The organism is Leptospira fletcheri (genome assembly GCF_004769195.1).
GTDB lineage: Bacteria > Spirochaetota > Leptospiria > Leptospirales > Leptospiraceae > Leptospira_B > Leptospira_B fletcheri.
On the sequence record NZ_RQET01000004.1, the window covers coordinates 1322592 to 1343476 of the forward strand.

General features: G+C 48.8%; 18 protein-coding genes. 14 read left to right on the top strand and 4 right to left on the bottom strand.

What is annotated here, in order from left to right; translation table 11 throughout:
• The first annotated feature begins 10 nt into the window (after positions 1-10).
• Positions 11-1042 carry a Holliday junction branch migration DNA helicase RuvB gene (ruvB, locus tag EHO60_RS09565; RefSeq protein ID WP_135767870.1) on the top strand — a complete coding sequence of 344 codons (1032 nt, stop codon included), beginning with the start codon at positions 11-13 and terminating at the stop codon, positions 1040-1042.
• Entirely contained in the window at positions 1020-1952 is a 933-nt protein-coding gene (locus EHO60_RS09570) for an energy transducer TonB family protein (protein ID WP_135767871.1), read from the top strand. The genes ruvB and EHO60_RS09570 overlap by 23 nt, the downstream gene beginning before the upstream one ends.
• A 6-nt stretch (positions 1953-1958) precedes the next feature.
• Here EHO60_RS09570 and EHO60_RS09575 read toward each other — a convergent pair whose 3' ends face one another.
• Positions 1959-2321, bottom strand: a complete 363-nt coding sequence (locus tag EHO60_RS09575; protein WP_135767872.1) for an LIC12806 family lipoprotein — start codon at positions 2319-2321, stop codon at positions 1959-1961.
• 4 nt (positions 2322-2325) lie between these two features.
• A complete protein-coding gene (locus EHO60_RS09580; RefSeq protein WP_135768032.1) occupies positions 2326-3318 on the bottom strand; it encodes a hypothetical protein in 993 nt (330 codons plus the stop codon).
• Positions 3319-3423: 105 nt separating this feature from the next.
• Here EHO60_RS09580 and EHO60_RS09585 point away from each other — a divergent pair, with 105 nt between their 5' ends.
• The 5 genes from EHO60_RS09585 (at position 3424) to carB (ending at position 10405) form a co-directional block, all read left to right on the top strand.
• Positions 3424-3615, top strand: coding sequence for a hypothetical protein (locus EHO60_RS09585; RefSeq protein ID WP_135767873.1), 192 nt, complete (start codon positions 3424-3426; stop codon positions 3613-3615).
• 83 nt (positions 3616-3698) lie between these two features.
• Positions 3699-4193 carry a hypothetical protein gene (locus EHO60_RS09590; RefSeq protein ID WP_246028246.1) on the top strand — a complete coding sequence of 165 codons (495 nt, stop codon included), beginning with the start codon at positions 3699-3701 and terminating at the stop codon, positions 4191-4193.
• A complete protein-coding gene (locus tag EHO60_RS09595) occupies positions 4190-4774 on the top strand; it encodes an RsmD family RNA methyltransferase (RefSeq protein WP_135767875.1) in 585 nt (194 codons plus the stop codon). Before EHO60_RS09590 ends, EHO60_RS09595 begins: the two co-directional genes overlap by 4 nt.
• The gene (locus EHO60_RS09600) at positions 4755-7037 is read left to right on the top strand and encodes a sulfatase-like hydrolase/transferase (RefSeq protein WP_135767876.1); all 2283 of its coding nucleotides are present in this window, start codon (positions 4755-4757) and stop codon (positions 7035-7037) included. The genes EHO60_RS09595 and EHO60_RS09600 overlap by 20 nt, the downstream gene beginning before the upstream one ends.
• Positions 7038-7078: 41 nt before the next feature.
• Positions 7079-10405, top strand: a complete 3327-nt coding sequence (gene carB / locus EHO60_RS09605; protein WP_135767877.1) for a carbamoyl-phosphate synthase large subunit — start codon at positions 7079-7081, stop codon at positions 10403-10405.
• A gap of 31 nt (positions 10406-10436) precedes the next feature.
• On the opposite strand, the gene EHO60_RS09610 is transcribed toward carB, so the two are convergent.
• The gene (locus EHO60_RS09610; RefSeq protein WP_135767878.1) at positions 10437-10892 is read right to left on the bottom strand and encodes a DUF1499 domain-containing protein; all 456 of its coding nucleotides are present in this window, start codon (positions 10890-10892) and stop codon (positions 10437-10439) included.
• Positions 10893-11089: 197 nt separating this feature from the next.
• Between EHO60_RS09610 and EHO60_RS09615 the strand changes: the two genes are divergently transcribed.
• The 4 genes from EHO60_RS09615 (at position 11090) to EHO60_RS09630 (ending at position 17034) form a co-directional block, all read left to right on the top strand.
• Entirely contained in the window at positions 11090-12661 is a 1572-nt protein-coding gene (locus EHO60_RS09615; protein ID WP_135767879.1) for a flagellar hook-length control protein FliK, read from the top strand.
• Positions 12662-12671: 10 nt separating this feature from the next.
• Positions 12672-13346, top strand: a complete 675-nt coding sequence (locus EHO60_RS09620; protein WP_135767880.1) for a flagellar hook capping FlgD N-terminal domain-containing protein — start codon at positions 12672-12674, stop codon at positions 13344-13346.
• 27 nt (positions 13347-13373) lie between these two features.
• Positions 13374-14768 (top strand): flagellar hook protein FlgE, encoded by a 1395-nt coding sequence (gene flgE / locus EHO60_RS09625; protein ID WP_135767881.1) that lies wholly within the window; start codon positions 13374-13376, stop codon positions 14766-14768.
• A gap of 283 nt (positions 14769-15051) precedes the next feature.
• Complete coding sequence (locus EHO60_RS09630; protein WP_135767882.1) at positions 15052-17034, top strand: HD family phosphohydrolase; 1983 nt, start codon at positions 15052-15054, stop codon at positions 17032-17034.
• A 25-nt stretch (positions 17035-17059) separates the two neighbouring features.
• Here EHO60_RS09630 and murD read toward each other — a convergent pair whose 3' ends face one another.
• A complete protein-coding gene (gene murD / locus EHO60_RS09635) occupies positions 17060-18409 on the bottom strand; it encodes a UDP-N-acetylmuramoyl-L-alanine--D-glutamate ligase (protein WP_135767883.1) in 1350 nt (449 codons plus the stop codon).
• Positions 18410-18482: 73 nt separating this feature from the next.
• Between murD and EHO60_RS09640 the strand changes: the two genes are divergently transcribed.
• The 3 genes from EHO60_RS09640 (at position 18483) to EHO60_RS09650 (ending at position 20807) form a co-directional block, all read left to right on the top strand.
• A complete protein-coding gene (locus EHO60_RS09640) occupies positions 18483-18821 on the top strand; it encodes an STAS domain-containing protein (RefSeq protein WP_135767884.1) in 339 nt (112 codons plus the stop codon).
• Between the two features lie 4 nt (positions 18822-18825).
• Positions 18826-19575, top strand: coding sequence for a beta/alpha barrel domain-containing protein (locus EHO60_RS09645; RefSeq protein WP_135767885.1), 750 nt, complete (start codon positions 18826-18828; stop codon positions 19573-19575).
• A gap of 131 nt (positions 19576-19706) precedes the next feature.
• Positions 19707-20807 carry a TMEM43 family protein gene (locus EHO60_RS09650; protein ID WP_135767886.1) on the top strand — a complete coding sequence of 367 codons (1101 nt, stop codon included), beginning with the start codon at positions 19707-19709 and terminating at the stop codon, positions 20805-20807.
• Positions 20808-20885: the final 78 nt, after the last annotated feature.

A 20885-nucleotide genomic window follows, 5' to 3' on the forward strand; every position in this document is an offset into this window, starting at 1 on the left:
GAGAAATTTTTTGGCCAGACATACTTTGAATCCGGAGGAAAAATTCGAGGAGGAGGCTACCTTACGTCCTTCCTTTTTTTCCGAGTTTGTCGGCCAAAAAGAAACCCTTGCGAACCTTTCGGTTTTCGTGGAGGCGACGAAGCGAAGAGCGCAGGCCCTGGATCACGTGCTTCTTTCCGGACCTCCGGGGTTGGGGAAGACCACTCTGGCGGGAATCATTGCCCAGGAATTAGGCGCAAGGATCGTCGTAACTTCCGCGCCGGTTCTGACTCGTGGGGCGGATCTCGCCAAATTGCTTACGGACTTGCAGGAAGGCGATATCCTATTCATCGACGAGGTCCATTCTCTCGGAAGAAAAGTGGAAGAGATCCTTTACCCCGCTATGGAGAATTTCATGATCGATCTTCTCGTGGGGGAAGGAATCACCGCGCAGACCGTTCAGATCAAGTTGAAGCCTTTTACTTTGATCGGAGCGACTACCCGAAGCGGATTGATTTCCGATCCTTTGAAGAGTAGATTCGGGATCCATTCCCGTTTGGATTATTACGATGATGCGGAGATGAAGCAGATCGTACTTCGTTCCGCCAAAATCCTAGGTTACGAGATCGAGGAGAATTCCGCCTGGGAAATCGGTCGCCGGTCCCGCAAGACTCCTCGGATCGCGAATCATTTGTTGAAACGGGTTCGGGATTTTTCCGAAGTCCAGGGTGATCGTCGCATCGAAATGTCCGCCTGCAAAGAAGCGTTCCGCAGATTAGGAATCGACGAGTACGGTTTGGACAGAATGGATCGCCAAATTCTAGAATGTATGATAGATAGGTATAAGGGCGGACCGGTGGGGCTTCGGCCGATTTCGGCGGTGGTAGGGGAAGAGGAACGGACCTTGGAGGATCATTACGAATCCTATATGGTTAGGATCGGATTGATCAACCGCACACCTTCCGGAAGGGTTGCCACAGAAAAAGCGTATCAAATATTGGAAAAATCTTATCCTGTTAAAGGGATAAGAACGGACGAAGATGCAACTCCCGGCCTTTTTTAATTTAGAAATAGATAAACCTGCGAATATCGAGGAAGACGATCGTCGTCTTCTCTTTGCCGCGTTTTTGGTTTTTGCCTTCGCCTCCTTTTTGGTCGCACATTTGTTTACTCGTAACGCACTCTGGAAGATGTTGGGAGAGGATCCTCTCGTAAAGGTCACGGACAAGGCGGAACGGGAAAAAATCTACGAAGTGTTGTTGGAACAGGATTTCGTGGATTCGAGGGTGAAAGACGAATACAAGGCTCTCTCCAACGTGGATGCGGCCGGCGCGGGTGGATTGACTCAAAAGGAGGGATTCCATTCCGCTTCGCCTCATAGGGAGTTTATTTGGGGAAATCTGATTAAGAGACCTTCCCAGCAGGCCAATCCGAAGAGTTCCCAAACCAAGACGGAAGAGGAACAGGTTTACGACGTCGCGATTCTGAAAAACGATCCGGTGCAGGAGCCTACGAAAAGCCAGGAGCAATCCACCCAATCCTCCGCAACCGGAAGGATGACCAAGATTCCGTTCAATTATCGTTTCGAGCAGGATTTTCTTTTCCGATGGGACGGAGGACAGTCCCTTTCCATTCCCCGTAAGAAACTGGCCGGGTACGATTATTTCAAGAGAATGCTACGCCAGATCGAAGGAAGCTTTGCGCCGCCCGGCGGAGGAAATTACGGATATAGGGACGGCGCAGGTACCGTCGTCAGGGAAGCCATCATTCCGGGAGAAGTCCGGGTACAATTTATGCTAAACGACGCTGGCCAGGTTATCGATACGAAGCTGGTTTCTTCCCAAGGACAAACACTTGTGGATCGGGCCTGCCTGGACACTCTCAGAGGACAAAATTTCGGGACCGTACCCGAGGACGTCAAATCTCAAGGAATGATATTCGGAATTCGTTTCATATTTCCGGGATTCAGATAAGAGTTCCTATTGTCCTAGGCTTTCTTTGATCACTTGCCAAAGTCGCGCCCATTCTTTTTTTCGTTCCCCCTTTTCCTTTAAGCGAAGAAAAAGTTTTTGGGAACCGTCGGTCCCGATAATTCTGATTCTATTTTCGTTTAATACTTCCACGTCATACGTCACGGATTCCGCCGAAAAAGCATAATTCAGGATACTGCTGGATTTCAACGGGTATTCCTTATCGTCCAGGATCGTTTTTTCGTTTCTGAAATCCAAAGTAATACAATCCCTTTCTTTTTTTAACGGATCGCAAAAAGTTCCTTTCGGAGGAGGTACCGGTTTTACTCCACAGGAAAGGGAGATTAAAATCGCCGGAATCAGCATCCTCATAAAATCATTCCTCCAGTGGCAGTTTCGTTTTTAGGTTGGGGTGTTTCGCTACGATTTCTCTCGCCAGTTTCAGAATTTCTTCTCGGCGGTCTCCGGCTGTCGGATAATATTCCTCCAAAAGCGACAGAGCTCTAGGAGGAAGGTTTTGATAATAGAAAATTTTGGCTTCCAAGATTCGGGAACTTCCCGTGAGAAAATCCACATTTTCGTTCCGCACTCGTCGAAGACTGGAGAGGGAAGAAACATATTGCCCCGCCCTGAATTCAGAAAGTGCGGTCAAAAAATCCGCTTCCCGGTGGGAAAGAAGTAAGGCGCCGGAACCTTCCTCTCGAGAGAGGGTGCTTTTTAAGAAATCCGTATTTCCAGACAAGGAGCTACCCAAGAGACACACCCAGGCGTAACCGATCTTCAATTCCGGACTTAATTTTTGCGGATCAATCGAGATCAGAAGCCTATTCAGAGCGGAGCGACTCAGTTTCTGCCGAATCGCTTCTCCGAACGAAATCAGATAACGGTTATCAGTATGTTCCGCGAATTCAGGATCCACCGCCTCCGCTCTTAACGCATTACGATAAGAGTCCTCGATGAGCGGAAGGTAGGATGAATCTTCGGAGAGGAATTCGTCGAATCCCGTATATGCGATTTTGGTTAGGGTTCCGGAATCGAAGCGGAATCCTAAAAGTAGAAATTCGTAATAACTGGATAAGGCCAGATAATGGTAGGAAATTCCGTCCTTAGGATTTGCGGAGGCAAAGTCTTTGGCCAAAGACCGGAATTCCTTGATTTCGTTTTCCTTAGGGTCCGACTTTAGGATTCCGTTTTGCAGGATCTTTCTTTCCTTCTCTAAGAGCAGTCTTCGGTCCCCTGCGAATACGTTACGAATATCCTGGCGAAAAAAAAAGGCGATTCCGCCGAGGACGATTGCAAGCAAGAAAAATACCAAGGGTTTGTAATCGGTTTTTTTCTTGTAACTTCTATGTCGAGCTTGGTAGAGCATCCTCTCGGCAGAATCTCCGGAGCGCCCGGACCTTTCACGTATTTTTTGGGGCATTCCCGTTTAGTACGGCTTGACTCACAAGCCCCCCTTGGTTTCCGTGTAAATATGCCCTATGACTACGACTTTGACGAGGACTACGATACCGACGGGGAGGAAGGCTTCCTGGATGACGAAGCCGTAACCTGTGTCTGCGAGGACTGCGACCATCGTTGGGAAAGCGATCCGGACGGCTCTTTTGACGGGCCGGAAAGCGGTATCTGCGCCATGTGCGGTTCCTCGAACGTAATCGAGCTTTGATTTTTCCGGTTCCGCACCGTTCCCGAAAGGGGAATTTCTGCGGAGCCATCGTCTTATTTTTTTATCTCGCCCAATCGCCGATCATGTCTCCGACCTACGGAGTCGATTTCGATCAAATCTACGAATATTATAAAAAAGGAAATTATGACGTTTTAGTCAGGGCCTCCCGACCCGTCCTGCGAAAAGGGGAAGTGGATTATAAAATCCTTCTTCTTTACGTTGCTTCCGAACCTAATCTGGAGGAAATCGATAAGACTTTAACCAGTATTTTCGAAAGATCCAAAAAACATCCGGGAATCTTTTACAACGCGGTGTATCTTTTTCTGGAGAGAGCGTTGGTTTTGGAAGCCACCGAACCGGGAGTAAGATGGGGAAAAATCTTTTTGGAACACGGTGAGTCCTCTGTTCGCTATGCGGAAGGAGTTTACACCTACGCCTGTATTCTGTATTCTTCCAAGGACTACGAATCCGCGGACGGAATCCTGCAAAAGGCCAAAGAGATTTCGCACGACGGAAAATTGGGAAAGCGACTCAAGATTCTGGAATTGAGTCTGCAAAAGACCAAGGAGGGAAAATGAAACCAGCCAAGAAAGGAAAAGGGCTTAGGATCCAGACGGGCGATTTGAAAGGGAAATTGATTCCTTCGCCGGTCACGCAGGAAGGGAAAAGCAATTTTACCCCTGCGATCATGAAGAAATCCTTCTTCGATATTTTGGAATCCCTCCAATTGCAGGGCAGGTTGAATTTCACGGATGCAGCGTTTTTGGATTTGTTTGCGGGGTCCGGGCAAATGGGAATCGAAGCGTTAAGTCGCGGATTCGCGGAGGCGATCTTTTTGGAGCTAGCTTGGGATCGTTTCGAAAGTCTGAAAAACGTTTTGGCCAAGATTCCTCACGAACATTCCGTTTTTAGGAAGGATGCGTTCCGCTTTTATACCGGTTTTGCCGAAACCCGGACGCATAAGGTTTTCTTTATAGATCCTCCCTATTCTTTCTGGGAAAAGAAAGAACCCAAGATCAAAGCGATGGTGGAGGATCTCATCGGTCAGGAATCCGGTGCGGCTTTGATCGCCGTCCAGTCACCCGTAGCTTTGGATTGGGAAGGTTTCGAACCTCGTCCCTTCGGCAGGAACGTACTGAATGTCCGCGTACTGGTTTAAGTTCAAAGAAGTCTTCGGGAAGGAGTTTCGGTCCGGAAATCCCTGGATACATACCGGGATATTCGTTTCCGTTCTCTCCTTTCTTTGTGTCGTCGGAAATACTTCCTTCCATATCATGGGCGTGGACGTCGGCGAATTCCGAGCCTTGTTTTACGGATTGATTCCGTCCATTTTGCGCGACTTAGGCTCCGTGCTCTTCGTATCCTACTCTTTCTTTTTCTGTTTTTCCGTACTTTCGATGGGACCGGAATGGGAAGCTTATCGAACCGGAAAAGAAATCCGAATTCGGAAGTTTTATCTGCAGCTCTTTGCGGGGCTATTTCTGCTTTTTTGCTCTTCCGTTTCCATGTATCCGCAGGTTTACGGAGAGTTCTTTTATTATAGGCAGGCCTGGGCTCTCGGATTTCTCTATTTTCTTACCGATCATATTCCTCCTTGGTTTTCGCTCGGATTATTGAGTCTTCTATTATCCGTTCAGCTCGGACGGAAGGTCCGAAATTTTCTGAAAGAAGGGGACGTGCAATCGGTAATTCGACTTGCGGTATTCCTGCTATTCTTTTACGGATTCCACCGTTTCGGTTCCGCGTTAGGCGTTTTCTTTTCCGGGTTCGCATACTATTGGGCTCCCTCTCTGAAACGAAGGCAGTACGAATTCTTTTTGCTTTTCGTTCTCACGCTCGGATGTTTCGGAGCATTCCAAAGCAGTCTGTCTCCGCTGTCCGAGGGAAATTTTCGGAAGAACGTTCCGACGTCGGTTCCTTCCGCTTCATCCCGCCCGAACGTTTTGGTGCTCGCAGCCGACAGCATTCGGGAAGACCAACTCGGATTCGTCCAGGGAAAAAAGGATCTAACTCCGAATATAGATCTTCTCGCGGCCGATGCGAAGGTTTTTCTGGACCATCATACCACGATCCCTAGAACTTTTCCCGCATGGGCCGATTTGCTGACGGGGAGATACTCCTTCGAGCACGGAATTCTGGACATGTTTCCGGATAAAAATGACAAGGCCTCTTTGGGATCTAGAATTTCCACGTTAGCCGGAATTCTGGCTAAGGAATCCGGGTATCGTACCGGCGTGGTATCCTCTTTTGCAGGGGATATTTTTCCCAGAGCGGATTGGGGTTTTGAGAAGATCTATGCCCCGGATTTCAATGCGGGAACCCTTACCCAACAAAGAACCTTGGAGTCCCAAGTGTATCTGTTGCCCGTGCTGACCGGGGCCTTTTTCGGAGGTGGGGAATATCTTTCTTCCGTGCGTTCTTTTCCTACGCTGGGGGATGACGAACGGATTCTGCCCGATTTGTTCCGACTTCTGGACGAGAATCGGACTCCTTTTTTTCTGGTTTATTTTTCCTCCGTCACTCACTTCCCTTATAGTCCTCCCTATCCGTACTACAAAGCGGAAGGGGATCCTAAATATTACGGTCCTTCCAAGTACTTTCGGTTCGTGGATCCAAGCGATTCCGGAACTCCGGAGGAGAGCGAGAAGAGGCAGATCCGAGCCGTCTACAAGGAATCCCTTCTCGCATTCGATTTCGCCGTCGGTAAAATCGTGGCGGAGCTGAAAAAGAAAGGGATATATGATAATACTCTAATTCTTTTAACAAGTGATCACGGAGAGTCCCTGTTCGAAGACGTGCACAGTCACGGGCACGGAGAACACCTCAGAGGAGAGGGGGTAACCAAGGTCCCGCTCATCTTGAAATACCCTAAGGATTTTCCCGTTTCCGACCGGTCCGGAACCTTTTCCGGAATCACGAGTTCCTTGGACGTATTGCCTACGGTTCTCTCCCTGGCCGGACGGAAACCGGACGCGGATTATCCCGGAAGAGACCTGACAAAGCTTCCCGCTCTTCACTCCTGGAAAGACGACCGAAAGGTATATTCCGAAACGGGAATTTGGTTTTCGGATCGGGGCAATCATTTCTTTCAGAAAGGGAGGATCCGCTATCCGAATATTCTGGAGCTGCATTCCATAGATTCTTCCGATCGGAACACGGTCGCGATTTCCGATCCGTACGCTAAGGAGACGATCTCTTTCGCGAAGCATAGGATGGTACAGGACGGAAAGAGGAAATTTCTCTACATTCCCGGGCCGGACGGTGTGCAGTACGAATGTTACGACAGGATCGCGGATCCTTGGAACCGAAAGCCGCTTCCCGTCCACTTGTGTTCGGATTTGAAGCTGGAATTGGAGAGAATTCTCCTCGGTTCCGGTAAATGGAAAAAGGCGGGGGACTATTTCCTTCCCGTTCGGAATTGATGCTTGAAGTACAAGACGGAGCGAAAAAGCTGTAAAATAATATGCCGAAAAGAGAAGATATTCGATCCGTATTGATCCTCGGATCCGGGCCGATCGTCATCGGTCAAGCCTGCGAATTCGATTATTCCGGAACCCAAGCCACTAAGGCGTTAAAGGAAAAAGGAATTCGAGTCGTTCTTCTCAATTCGAATCCTGCGACGATCATGACGGATCCGGAACTGGCGGATGCGACCTACGTAGAGCCTCTCACGGTCGCAGTGGTCCAGAAAATTCTAGAACAGGAAAAGCCGGACGCGATTTTACCTACCGTCGGAGGGCAGACCGCTCTCAATCTCGCGATCGCATGCCACAATGCTGGCATTCTGGAAAAGTACAATGTGGAATTGATCGGCGCGAAAGTGGACGCCATCAAAAAGGCCGAAGACAGGGAATTATTCAAAAAGGCCATGGAAAAGATCGGGGTCAAGGTACCTAGCTCCGGTCTGGCAAATAACTTAAAGGAAGCCGCGGAGATCAAACAAAAGATCGGTCTCCCATTGATCGTACGTCCTGCGTTTACGTTAGGAGGTACCGGCGGTGGAATCGCGTACGACGAAGAGACTTTCGACGAAGTAGTAGGGAAAGGACTTAAGGCTTCTCCTATCAGTCAGGTGCTTTTGGAGGAGTCCGTCCTTGGATGGAAAGAGTTCGAGTTGGAGGTCATGCGGGACCTTGCGGACAACGTAGTCATCATCTGTTCCATAGAAAATATAGATCCGATGGGAGTTCATACGGGAGATTCCATCACAGTAGCTCCTCAGCAAACTCTCTCGGATAAGGAATACCAGAATCTTAGAGATCTTTCCATCAAGATCATTCGTGAGATCGGAGTGGAAACAGGCGGTTCCAATATCCAATTCGCGGTGAATCCGGAAAACGGAGACGTGATCGTGATCGAAATGAATCCCCGCGTTTCCCGTTCCTCCGCCTTGGCTTCCAAGGCAACGGGATTTCCGATCGCAAAGATCGCCGCCTTATTGTCCATCGGGTATACCTTGGACGAGATCAAGAACGATATCACCCGTGTGACTCCGGCCTCCTTCGAACCGTCCATCGATTATGTGGTCACGAAAATTCCTAGGTTCGCGTTCGAGAAATTTCCAGGTACGGACGACACTCTGGGAGTCCAGATGAAAGCGGTGGGAGAAGCCATGGCGATCGGAAGGACTTTCAAGGAAAGTTTCCAGAAAGCGATGCGTTCTTTGGAGATCGATAGGTACGGTTTCGGGTCCGACGGAAACTTTGTGGAGTTGGCGGAGTTCCATTCCCTTTCTTCCGCCGCCAAACAGGAAAAGATCGACGCCTTCCTACGTCGTCCGAATGATAAACGAATCTTTTACGTAAAGAAAGCCTTGGAAGAAGGATATTCCGTAGAAAGAATACACGAACTTTGCAAAATCGACCCTTGGTTTTTGTACCAGTTTGCGGACCTGCAAAAAGCGGAGGCGGAGTTCGCGGAAAAAGGAGATTCCGTTCTTCCGAAAATGAAGCGTTTCGGTTTTTCCAATCGCCAGCTAGCTTATCTCAAAAGGAAAAAGCAAGTGGAGGTTCTACTCGCATCAGAGCTGACTCCGGATAAAAAAAAGGCGGAGATCGCCTCCTTATTGAAAGCTGAGGAGATCCTGCTGGAACGGACGCTTGCGGATGCGAAGATCGAACCCGTTTACAAACGTATCGATACCTGTGCCGGAGAGTTCGAAGCCTATACTCCGTACTTTTATTCCTCGTACGACGAAGAGGATGAGACGGACGTAACTTCGAAACGGTCCGTGATCATCTTGGGTGGAGGTCCGAATCGGATCGGCCAAGGGATCGAATTCGATTATTGCTGTTGTCACGCCTCCTTCGCTTTACAGGATTTGGGAATCGAATCCATCATGGTCAATTCCAATCCGGAAACTGTGTCCACGGATTATGATACCTCCGATCGTCTCTATTTCGAGCCTCTGACTCTCGAAGACGTCGTTCAGATCTATCAAAAGGAAAAGCCTACAGGTCTGATTATCCAATTCGGAGGGCAGACACCTCTGAAGTTGGCAAAGGACTTGGAAAAAAAAGGGATTCCGATCTTAGGTACCAGCCCGGATTCCATCGATAGGGCGGAGGACAGAAAAAGGTTCGCGGAAGTACTGGAGAAACTCCATCTGGTCTCTCCGAAAAACGGAATCGCGACCTCCATGGAAGACGCCCGTAAAATCGCGAAGGCGATCACGTATCCTGTGCTCGTCCGTCCTAGTTACGTGTTGGGCGGAAGGGCGATGTTGATCATCAGCGAAGAACGGGAATTGGACCGTTACATGGAAAAGGCCGAGGAAATCTCGGAGGATCGTCCTCTTCTGATAGATAGCTTTTTGGAAGACGCGGTAGAAGTGGACGTGGATGCTCTTTGCGACGGCAAGGAAGTTTTTATCGCAGGAATCATGGAGCATATCGAAGAGGCAGGAATCCATTCGGGAGATTCCGCCTGTGTTCTCCCGCCTCAATCCCTTTCCGCCAAAGTGATGGAGGAAATCGGCGCAGCCACGAGAGCCTTGGCCTTGGAACTGCAAGTGAAAGGTCTCATCAACATCCAATATGCGGTTAAGGATGAAAGATTGTACGTGATCGAAGTCAATCCTCGCGCGTCCAGAACCGTTCCTTTCGTGTCCAAGGCTTTAGGACATCCGATCGTCAAATACGCAACCCGCATCATGATGGGCGAAGCTCTGAAGGAACTTCCTCTTCCCAAGGAAATGGATTTCAGAACCGTAAACGTGAAGGAAGCCGTACTCCCTTTCAATAAATTTCCGGGAGTCGATACCATTCTAGGACCGGAGATGAGATCCACTGGAGAAGTGATGGGGATCGCGGATACGGCGGGGGAAGCTTTTTTAAAATCCCAGTACATGGCGGGTGAGGAATTGCCTTCCCAAGGAACCGTTTTCGTATCGGTAAACGACAAGGATAAGAAGGAACTCCTGCGCTATATGAAAGATCTTTCCGTCCTTGGGTTCAACTTGATCGCGACGGAAGGAACTCACAAATACCTATCCGAAAACGGGATTCTTTCCTCCAAGATCAATAAGGTTTACGACAACCAGTTCCCGACGGCACTGGATTATATCCGTGAAAATAAGATCCACCTGATCCTGAATACTCCTCTGAGTCGAGTGACCCGGGACGACAGCTTTGCGATCCGTCAGGCGGCTATCCGTTATAAGATTCCATGCCTGACGACGGCGAGCGCCGCTAAGGCTCTGATTAAGGGAATGGTGGAGATGCGGGACAAAGGATTTACGATCCGGTCCTTGCAGGCAATACACGGACCCTCGGAGATTCGGAAGAAATAATTTATCAATTCCTAATTCTTCTTTTCTCCCTTCAAGGGGCGGAGAGCAGTCCTCTGATCTTCTCCATCCTTTTTCTGTTCACTCCCAAATCCGAATGCCCCAATCGGGATGCGGATCTTATATGGATCGTCTTTTGATCGGGTGCGAAATAAAATTCGACGTCGTCCACGAAGCGCATCGTAAAGGAAGTGAATTCCGCATACACGTAATCCGGTTTTTCGATCACTACGAGCGTTCTCGGAAGGGATTGGATCGCCGCTACTAATTTCTTTTGGGCGTCTTCCGTTTTACTCTTATATTCGTAGGGAAAAATGAAATGGGTCTCGTCCGAGTTGACCACCTGACTGGAAACGCAGTTAGGACTGCTCGGGCAGGGTGCCAACTTACCGTCTCGAACTCCCAGATTCGTGGGACGAGTTCCGGTGCAATTTGCAACGACTAACGTTAAGAAGGCGAACGGGAGAAATCCGAGAACGATGCGTGACATGACTCTCATCGGACCTTCGTTCGCTCAGATGCGCCACCCTTTTCCCGGTTTGCCCTATATACTTTAGCGATTTTCGGGAAAAATCCGGCGATTTCCCGAGCTTAACCCGACATAATCAAAAAAGGGAAGAAGATAATTTCGGAAATCGATCAAGGAATCGGAGGAACTTTCGATCCTTATACTGCAAGGGGCGCTTTATGCAGATACGAACCGATCAATCCAGCCCGGAAGATGTCCGGATCACGCATGCCGAATCCAAATCGATTTCCGTTTCTTCCGACAAGGCGCCTCATTCCGGTCCGAATTTTATGGACTTGATGAAGTCCATCCAACTCCGTTCCCAGCAGGCTTTGGAAGAAGGAGAAGGTCGCTCTGCCTTCATCTCGGATCGTAGAGACGTCGAGCCGAAAGAACAGGATTTATTCGAAGGCACGGGAGAAGTGCGGAATCTCCAAAAGAATGAGGAACAAAAAAACGAAGAGGAAGAAGAGGTCGCTAGTGAAGAGGGAGATTCAGATTTTTCCGAAATTTATTCCTTTTTGAATCTCGTTTCCGATTCCGTTTCTCTTTCGGAAAATCAAAAGGGAAAACTCCGCACGATTCAGGAATTAGATGAGAGTGCGACCGAGGGAGAAGACCCTAGATCGGAAAAAGATACCGAAGCTACGGAAGGGGAAATTCCGTTTCATCTCAGCATGAGCGCATTTTTGCAAACCTTGGAGCCTAAAAAAGAGGATAAAAATTCCAAGGAAGAGGAAGGGGTCGTTTCCCTTTCTACAGTCAAAAAGAATCTTAGAAATTCCTCCAAAGAGGAAATTCACCAGCAAAAGGAATTCAAATCGGAATCTACGGAAGCTATAGAGACTCCGAAGTCCGATGAAAAAAAGAACGTCAAGGAATTCCGTCAAAATAAACCCTCGGAAAGAGAAAGCCTAGAAGAAGGCATGAAGAAATTGGACGAGGTCCGCAAATTTTCCAAACCTGCCAACGAGGAGAAGGGCCAAGCCATATTGCGGGAAGTAAATAAGGAAAACGTAATTTTAGATTCCGAATCGATAAAAGTCACACGCGAAAAAAAATCGGAATCCTACGCTCAAATTTCGAAATCGTCCTCCGTAAAACTCCAGGCTGCCGAAGACGCGGGAACGAAAAGCGATTCCGGCGGAAAGGACAAGCAGAATCAGGAATCGTTTCATAGACAGGGAAACGAGACCACTTTGTCCCTGATTAAGGCCGGAATGGGGGTAGCGGACAAGGACTCCGCTTCCTTCGAAAAATCCCGGGCAGTCAGCACTAGAACCTCGGATCCAGGAGTCGCAAGGGAAAATTTCCAAAGATTAGTCCAGAGCGCAAGGCTTCACATCGTGGAAAACGGAAGATCGGAAGCGACCTTGCGCCTAAATCCCCAGGAGTTAGGAAGGGTCTCTCTTCGGATTTCCGTCGAGGAAGACAGAGTTCAGGGAAGAATCCTCGTGGAATCCGAGGAAGTCAAACGCATGTTTTCCGGAGACTTGGAACAATTGAAAAAGGATTTTAAGGACCAAGGATTGGTTCTGGAATCCTTGTCGGTAGAAGTCGAGGAATCCGGATCGTTTTTGTTCGCGGACAAAGACTCCGGTAATTCCGGCGAGAGAAGAACCGAAGAATCGTCTTTTTCTCCGGAGAGCAAAACGCAAGACGAATCGGAAAATCTTTCCGATTCCGGTTCTATAGAAATTCCGCAAAACGCCGACAAGAATACGGAAAGACGTTTAAACGTTTTAGTGTAAGGACATTCGAATGCCAGAGACCAACGCAGTCAGTAGCGAAGCCACCCGAAACCGTTATCTCGAAGGAGACAGAAGCTTCAATTTGAAGAACCACTTCGAGAAATTGGAAAAAGAGGAAAAGGGCGGATTGCAGGGGATAGAAGTGCGCTCAACCGCAAAGGCATTAGGAAAAGATGATTTTCTAAAACTTCTCATCACTCAACTTTCCTCCCAGGACCCTACGAATCCGGTCAAGGACCAGGATTTCATCGCTCAGATGGCGCAGTTCTCCTCGTTGGAACAGATGAACAATATCTCCCAAGGAATCGGAAAAATGACGAACCGTCAGAGTTTTTCTCTCGTTGGAAAAATCGTTTCCGGTCCCGATTTTGTAACGGGGGAGAACGTTGTCGGAACGGCCGGAGCTCTCTTCTTTGATGGTGAAGGGAAATCCTTCGTAAGAGTGAACGGTAGGACCGTCGAAATCGATTCGATCACTCTGATCACGGATCCGAGCTTGTTGAACCAGAACGAGACAGGATCTAAAGCCCAAGGACCAGCCAAGAACGAAGGAGCAATCCAACCGCAATCCGCGGATTCCGTTTCGGGAGCTCAGGCCCAGGCCGGAGAGGAACAGGAATTCGAATCCTCGGGCGCTCCCGGGTGGAGCTTTCCCGGCAAACCCAACCAAAGTGATTATAAATAAGATAGAAAGTATCGAGGTACAAGCGTTATGATGAGGTCTCTTTATTCCGGAGTCTCCGGTCTGAAAAACCACCAGGTTAGAATGGACGTGATCGGGAACAACATTTCCAACGTGAACACTCACGGTTTTAAGACCGAACGTGTGACTTTCCAGGACATGATTTCCCAGGAACTCCGCGGAGCTTCCGAACCGAAGGAGAACATCGGAGGAGTGAACCCGCAACAGGTCGGCCTCGGGTCGTTGATCGCAGCGATCGATAAAATCATGACTCAGGGAGCGTTGCAGACTACCGGAAAAAATACGGATGTGGCCATTTCCGGAGAAGGTTTTTTCATTGTTAAAGACGGGGATAAGCAATTCTACACGAGAGCGGGAGCGTTTAACCTGGATAAGAACGGATACTACGTGAATCCCGCCAACGGTCTGAAAGTACAAGGGTGGAATTCCAGGCTCGACGAGAAAGGAAACAAATACATCAATTCCTCCGGATCGACGGAAGATATTATTATTCCAGTATATTCTAAAGAACCCGCACGTGCGACCTCCAAGATCGATTTCCGATCCAACCTGAACTCGTCCGTTCCGGCGGTTCCCCCGGACGCGACTCCCGAGGAAATCACCGCATACATCAACGATCCGGATCCGAAACAAAGACGCGGTCACGTTACTACGATCAAGGTTTTCGACGATCAAGGACAACAGAGAGAACTCAAAATGGAATTCTATAAGGTTCGGGACAATACCTGGAAAGGCCGGGTTTCTCTTACCGATGCGACTCAGGTTTCCGCGGATGTCGCCGGAACCGGCGGTCAAAATACCCAACTTCCCGGAAACACGGAGCTAGAATTCGGCTTCACTCCGGACGGAAAGCTCGTGTACGTTTCCGACGGAGCGGACATGATGAATACCGGTAAATTGAGCGCTAAGGTTTCCTTCCGGATTCCCGGAAATCCACAGGTGCAGAGTTTCGACCTGGCCTTGGGCGAAGCAGGGATGGTGGACGGAATCACTCAATTCTCCTCCGATTTTACCACGAAGGCGGTAAAGCAGGACGGATACACCATGGGATACTTGGAGTCTTTTTCCATAGATAATTCCGGAACCATCACCGGCGTTTACTCGAACGGAATCAAGCAACCGCTGGCTAGAATCGCCACAGCGGTCTTCAATAACCCGGCAGGTTTGGATAAGGCGGGAGATACGATGTTCGCTTTCTCCAACAACTCCGGGGAACCTTTGATCGGGGAGGCCGGGGTCGCAGGCCGGGGAAAAATCAATGCCGGACTTCTGGAAATGTCCAACGTGGATTTGTCCGACCAGTTTACGGACATGATCGTAACCCAAAGAGGATTCCAGGCCAACTCAAGGACGATCACGACTACGGACCAAATGCTGCAGGAAGTTCTAGGTCTGAAGCGTTAATTCTAACCCGAACAGCTATTTGACGAACAGTCTCGGGCGTTCCTTGCTTTTCTAGCGGGGAGCGCCTTTTATTTTACGGGTTTCCTGAGGTTTTTTTCGGGATTTTTCCTCTAATCCTAGCGGAGAAGATTCCGACCTTCGAAGTTCCGTTTGGCGATGAGTATACTTTACGCATTTCTATAACCGATTTCGAACGTGAACGCCTGTTTGGCGTGGGTTTCCGTCCTTCGGAAAATTCTCCTTTTCACCAAACTAGAATTGTCGTAGGATGGGCCCGCAAGGAATGGAGTCCAAGTTTCAGCAATATGTGGTAACGGATGATCCGGCTCTAGACCGCAGGTTAACCGTACTTCGAAATAAGCTCCATCCGGAAGTTTTACTTCTCCGGGACTTTTACGAATATCCGGGAATCCGCGACACGGAACAATTCGTGAATATCGTCTTTTATCTTTCCGCGGCTGCGCTGGAGGAAGATCACAGACGAATCCGAGAACAGCTCCGTTTGAATCCGCTGATCCTGGCGAGATTTATCCTGAACGCCGGCCTGGACTATGACGATCACAAACAGACCGAAATCGAAGACGATTTGATCTTCGGAATACTACCGAACACGACGACCGACCTTCATATCTGTAAAGGTTTGGCCAATGCGTTTATCCATCTGCAGATGGTGACGGATCAATTCGATCTGCTCCACCGGATCAACACCGCCAAATACGAAATCAACCGGTTGACGCGGATCGGAATCAGTCTGGCCAACGAAAAGGATTTCGGTAAATTATTGGGCGAAATCCTATACAGTGCAAGGGAAATCTGTAACGCAGATTCCGGATCCTTGTATCTCGTAGAGAGGGATGAGATCAGTTTCGTTAAAAGTCTGAGATTCAAAATCTCCGCCTTGAGCGTAGGAGAGGAATTCCTGCTCCCGATCAACAAGGAGAGTATCGCAGGGTACGTGGCGGAAACCGGTAAGATTCTGAATATTTCGGACGCGTACAATCTTCCTCCCGAAACGGAGTTCACGTTTAACGGGAATTTCGACGTATTAACGAATTATTATACGAAGTCCATGTTGGTCGTTCCTATGAAGGACCACAGAGGAGAGGTGGTCGGGGTCCTGCAACTGATCAACCGCAAGAGGAATTTCAACCAGAAACTGACCGTGGAACAGATGAAAGGAGAGGACGTTCAACCCTTCGACGACTACTCCTCTCAGTTGGTTTTGGGTGTGGCCGGCCAAGCTGCCGTAGCCATTCAGAACAATTACCTTCTTCGGGAAATCGAAACCCTGTTCGAAGGGTTCGTCACTGCGTCCGTAAATGCGATCGAAGCCAGGGATCCGACCACGAGCGGACATTCTTTTCGCGTCGCTCTTTTGACCGTGGGCTTGGCCGAAGCGATGGATCGGGTCGAGAACGGAAAATATAAGGACGTCAAATTCAGCAAGGAACAGATCAAGGAGATCCGTTATGCGTCCTTGCTTCATGATTTCGGAAAGGTGGGAGTCCGGGAAAAGGTGCTCGTTAAGGCCAAAAAACTGGAAGAGTTGGAACTGGATCTGATCGATTGGCGTTTTAAATTCCTGACAAAGGATTTGGAAGCACGGTTCAACGCTAGAAAAGTGGAGTACTTAAAGAAGCACGGAACCTTGGGATTCGCGGATTTCGAAAAGTCCCTCGACTTCGAAAAGACGGAGGAATTCAGGAGGCTGAGTTCCATGCTGCAGATCATCCGTCAATCCAACGAGCCTACCATATTGGAAGAGACCAATTCCTACCGTTTGGAAGAGATCGCAAAGCTGCAGTACACGACTACGGAGGGAGAGGAACTGAATCTGATCACGCCGTACGAATTCGGATTTCTCACGATCAAAAAAGGTTCCTTGGATTTCGACGAACGCAAGGAAATCGAATCCCATGTGGAACATACCTTCCAGTTTTTGAGCAAGATCCCTTGGACCAGCGATTTAAAGATGGTTCCCGCGATTGCTCATGCTCATCACGAAAAATTAAACGGAAGCGGATATCCCCGCGGATTGTCCGGGGAGGATATTCCCGTCCAGTCCAAGATCATGACCATTTCGGATATATTCGACGCTTTGACGGACAAGGACAGGCCTTATAAGAAGGCGGTTCCCTTGGATCGTGCTCTCGACATTTTGGAGATGGAAGCCAAGGACAACCATCTGGATTCCGAATTGTTGAAAATGTTCATCGACGCAAGAGTTTGGGAGAAATTATCCCAGCACCCGCATCTTACGAAATGAATTCCGGAAAGAGCTTTTCGAGATTTTAGGGTTCTTCCTCTGCCCAACGGCGAACCATGCTCAGGAAATGTTCCCCTCTTTCTTCGAAGTTTTTGTACTGATCGAAACTCGCGCATGCGGGAGAAAAAACCACGGATTGCAACTTGGCTCTTCCGGTTCGAATCGCGTTTTTTAACCAGGAAAATCCTTCTTCCAAGGTGTCTGCCTGCACGAGACGGTCTCCCAAAATGGGTGAAATTTCCTCTCCCCAGATCTTTCTCGCTTCTCCGAACAGGATTACCCAACCCATTCCCGCTTTTAAAAAATCCTTAAGCGGCTCGGCGGATTCCGATTTGGGGCGTCCGCCTAAGATCAAACAGGTGGTTTTTCGGTCTTTCCACGTGCTCATTCCCGCCAACATGCTGTGTAGGTTCGTGGATTTGGAATCGTTGATAAACGAAATTCCTGCCGCTTTTCCCGCGTTCTGAAAGCGATGGGGAAGGCCGGTAAACGAGGAGATCGCCGCTTGGATATTGACAGGTTTGCCTCCGGAGGCCTCCGCAGCCAGGATGGCCGCGCTTAGATTTTCCAGATTGTGTCCGCCGGAAAGGGGAAATGATTTCGCGTCGTAGAGCGCCTGCGAGGTTTGAATCGTCCTTGCTTCGTCCTGAATGATCGCGTCGTTGCCTTGTTCTCTACCGAAGGTCTGGATTCTACAGAGGCAATTCAGTTTCTGGACCCTTTCCCGGAATAATTTGGAACTGACGACTAGGGTATGACGGGGATTATTCTTGTCTATGATCCTGGATTTGGCGGAGAAATATTCGTCTAGGGTTCCGTGTCTCTCCAGATGATCCGGTGCAAGATTCAAAATTACGGAAACGTCAAGTTGGAGAGGACCGGAATCCTCCAGCTGGTAGCTGGACAATTCCAAAACCGCCAACGGGATCGGTTTCGTACAGAATTCGCTGAACGCATGACCTATGTTTCCTCCAGCGGTAGCTCCAGGAAAATCCTTGGAGAGTAGGTGACAGGTCAATGCTGTGGTCGTGGATTTTCCGTCCGTACCTGTGACTCCCAGTAATTTTCCCGTAAAGAATCCGCGGGCGAATTCCACTTCCGATACCACCGGAATCATCAGGGAGTGCGCCTGCTTGATCACCGCATGCCCGGGCGAAACACCCGGACTTTTTACAACAAGCGCTAATGGAAGAAGCGAGGCCAAGGAAACATCCTCTTTTACGAATGTTTCTGCTACGGAGGGAACGGGCTCCGAATTGCATAAGAGGGGAATAGCTTGTCTTTCCCGTAAGAGACGGAGGGCCGCCATGCCGGAGACTCCGCCGCCTAGAACGAGAACTCTCTGGCCGAGCAAGGAGGTAGGAAAATTTGCCATACGGGGGAACTTGGTTGACAGGCTAATTTTCGGACTCAGAATTGTCTCTAATTAATCGCTCAGGTAGGTTCCTTTGCTGGATCATAAGGTACAGGACGGAGTTCTCATTGTATACCTCAAAGGACGCTTGGACGTTTCCATCGCGAACGAGGTGGAAGAAAATCTCAACGATCTCATCGACAACCAAGGACATACAAGGGTTATATTGAATATGCAGGAAGTGGATTATATGTCCTCTTCCGGTTTTCGAGCCTGCATTTCCACCCTCCGAAAGTTGAACGCGAAAGAAGGTGGTCTGAAAATCTGCGGAATCAAGCCTGCCGTAAAACGGATCTTCGACGTGATTGAACTTACTTCCCTTTTCGATATCCGGGAAACAGAGGAAGAAGCGCTTAAGTCCTTCCGTAATTGATCGGATGGGTTTGCACCGAGTTTTACGGGAAATTCTCGAAACCAAAAAGCGGGAATTGGAATCGATTCCCGAATACAATCCTCCTCGCTATTCCGGGCCGAGTCTCTGGCAGTCTCTTCGATCCCGGAAATTCTCCATCATCGCGGAATGCAAACGAAAGAGCCCTTCGGCCGGGACGATCCGCGAGGATTACGATCCTATCTCCGTAGCTAAGACGTACGAAGATTGCGGGGCTTCCTGCATTTCCGTCCTTACGGATCGGGAATATTTCGGGGGCTCTTTGGAGGATTTGAGAAGGGTCTCCGATTCGGTTCGAATCCCCGTACTTCGTAAGGATTTTATAATAGATTCTAGGCAGATCCTGGAGGCACGGGAGTTCGGTGCCGGAGCGATTTTATTGATCGTTCGGATCCTGGATCGTCAATCCATAGGTTCCTTAATCCGTCAGGCGAGAGATCTCGGAATGGATGTCCTGATGGAGATTCATACTGAGGAAGAGGCCGAAATCGCCTCGGACGCGGGCGCGAACATCGTAGGTATCAATACCCGAGATTTGGACGATTTCACGATTCATCAAAACCTAGTTTCGAAAGTGTCGGGCAAGCTTTCGCCCAATATCATAAAAGTAGGGGAATCCGGTGTTAAGAGCAAGCAGGACTTGGACGCATTTCGTCCCTATGTGGATGCCGCTTTGATCGGGACCTATTTTATGGAAAAACCGGATATTCGCACCGCCTGGTTAGAATTATTTTAAAATTCCATCGTAAGTAAGTAGGGAATAAATTTCTCACAACCTCTTTTTTTCGGAAAAAATAAATTGCCTAACGTCTTCTCTTGAGTGTATGATGCTGTTTCGTTTTTCACCCTCATTCAGGAGATAAATTCATGGCATTGGAAAGTTCGGATGGGATGTCCTCTTCGGAGGACGTCGGTATATTTGGTCAGTTTGGCGATTCTTTTAAAGGCATCCTGACCGGTATCTTATTATTCCCCGCTTCTTTATTTCTAATCTATCAGGTCGAAACCTGTGAGCAAGCGAGTGCGGCTTTGAAAGGAGCCGTTCCCGCGGCGGAAGCCAAAGAAGGTTTTCCGTCGTATGTAACAGGTATGCTTACAGCTGATCCGTTAGGAGGGGAATTCGTTAAAACGGGACATTATATTTCTTATTCTCAAACCGCCGAGGTCTATGCTTGGACTGAGGAAGTGAAGGAAGAAGGAAGCGGAACCAACAAGAAGAAAGTCCGCAAATGTAAATTGGAATGGACCTCTTCTCCAAAAAATCCGCGAAACTTCGAACTCACCGGTTGTAAATCCAAACCGTTTTACCAAGTTTCGCATTCCGAGATCAATTCTTTCGCAAACGACGCGAAGATCAAAGGGGAAAGCGGAACCTCTTATTCCGTCAATCTGAAAGACGTGGAGTTTACGAGCGAAGTTCCTTCTTCCGCACCCGAAGCGGCGAATCTGTCGAAAGGGATTTTGAAGGAGGAATACGTCTATCTGAACGAAAAATGTTCCAAGGACGAAATTGAAGGCTGCGAACGCGTAAATGTGGATGTGAGGCCGATTCCGAAGGAGAATATGACTTTCGTAGGTTCCGTTTCCGGACATTCGATGGGAAAATTCAGAAGTAAAGAGGACAATCTTTTTCTAAACGCGTCCGTCGGAGATTATCAAAAGACGATGAAGGACATCGCTTCCGACGACAAGATGATGAAATGGATCGGTCGAATCGTTTGTTTCGTCATCATGTGGGCGAGTTTGAATCTGTTGGTCGGGCCCTTGACTGCATTACTGAGTTTCATTCCTTTTATCGGAGAGTTCGGTAAGATGGCGATCTCTTTCGTTTTAGGAGTAGTGGCCTTCGTGATCACGGCGATCACGATCCTTCTCGTCAAATTCTGGTACATCTGGCTTTTAATCTGTTTGGGAGCGATCGGTTATTCGATTTACAAACGGAAGCAGGCTAAACCGGCTTCGGCTTAATCTAAGCGATCCCTTTTTCCGGCGGAATTCTTTTCAGGATTCCGTCGGTTTTGCGGAAATAAATTCTTGCCTTCCGCC

Coding starts and splice junctions, on each gene's coding strand:
- carB (WP_135767877.1), top strand. CDS start 7,079: ATGCCGAAAAGAGAAGATATTCGATCCGTATTGATCCTCGGATCCGGG.
- EHO60_RS09620 (WP_135767880.1), top strand. CDS start 12,672: ATGCCAGAGACCAACGCAGTCAGTAGCGAAGCCACCCGAAACCGTTAT.
- flgE (WP_135767881.1), top strand. CDS start 13,374: ATGATGAGGTCTCTTTATTCCGGAGTCTCCGGTCTGAAAAACCACCAG.
- EHO60_RS09580 (WP_135768032.1), bottom strand. CDS start 3,318: ATGCTCTACCAAGCTCGACATAGAAGTTACAAGAAAAAAACCGATTAC.
- EHO60_RS09575 (WP_135767872.1), bottom strand. CDS start 2,321: ATGAGGATGCTGATTCCGGCGATTTTAATCTCCCTTTCCTGTGGAGTA.
- EHO60_RS09610 (WP_135767878.1), bottom strand. CDS start 10,892: ATGTCACGCATCGTTCTCGGATTTCTCCCGTTCGCCTTCTTAACGTTA.
- EHO60_RS09595 (WP_135767875.1), top strand. CDS start 4,190: ATGAAACCAGCCAAGAAAGGAAAAGGGCTTAGGATCCAGACGGGCGAT.
- EHO60_RS09585 (WP_135767873.1), top strand. CDS start 3,424: ATGCCCTATGACTACGACTTTGACGAGGACTACGATACCGACGGGGAG.
- EHO60_RS09570 (WP_135767871.1), top strand. CDS start 1,020: ATGCAACTCCCGGCCTTTTTTAATTTAGAAATAGATAAACCTGCGAAT.
- EHO60_RS09600 (WP_135767876.1), top strand. CDS start 4,755: ATGTCCGCGTACTGGTTTAAGTTCAAAGAAGTCTTCGGGAAGGAGTTT.
- murD (WP_135767883.1), bottom strand. CDS start 18,409: ATGGCAAATTTTCCTACCTCCTTGCTCGGCCAGAGAGTTCTCGTTCTA.
- EHO60_RS09645 (WP_135767885.1), top strand. CDS start 18,826: ATGGGTTTGCACCGAGTTTTACGGGAAATTCTCGAAACCAAAAAGCGG.
- EHO60_RS09630 (WP_135767882.1), top strand. CDS start 15,052: ATGGAGTCCAAGTTTCAGCAATATGTGGTAACGGATGATCCGGCTCTA.
- EHO60_RS09590 (WP_246028246.1), top strand. CDS start 3,699: ATGTCTCCGACCTACGGAGTCGATTTCGATCAAATCTACGAATATTAT.
- EHO60_RS09615 (WP_135767879.1), top strand. CDS start 11,090: ATGCAGATACGAACCGATCAATCCAGCCCGGAAGATGTCCGGATCACG.
- EHO60_RS09650 (WP_135767886.1), top strand. CDS start 19,707: ATGGCATTGGAAAGTTCGGATGGGATGTCCTCTTCGGAGGACGTCGGT.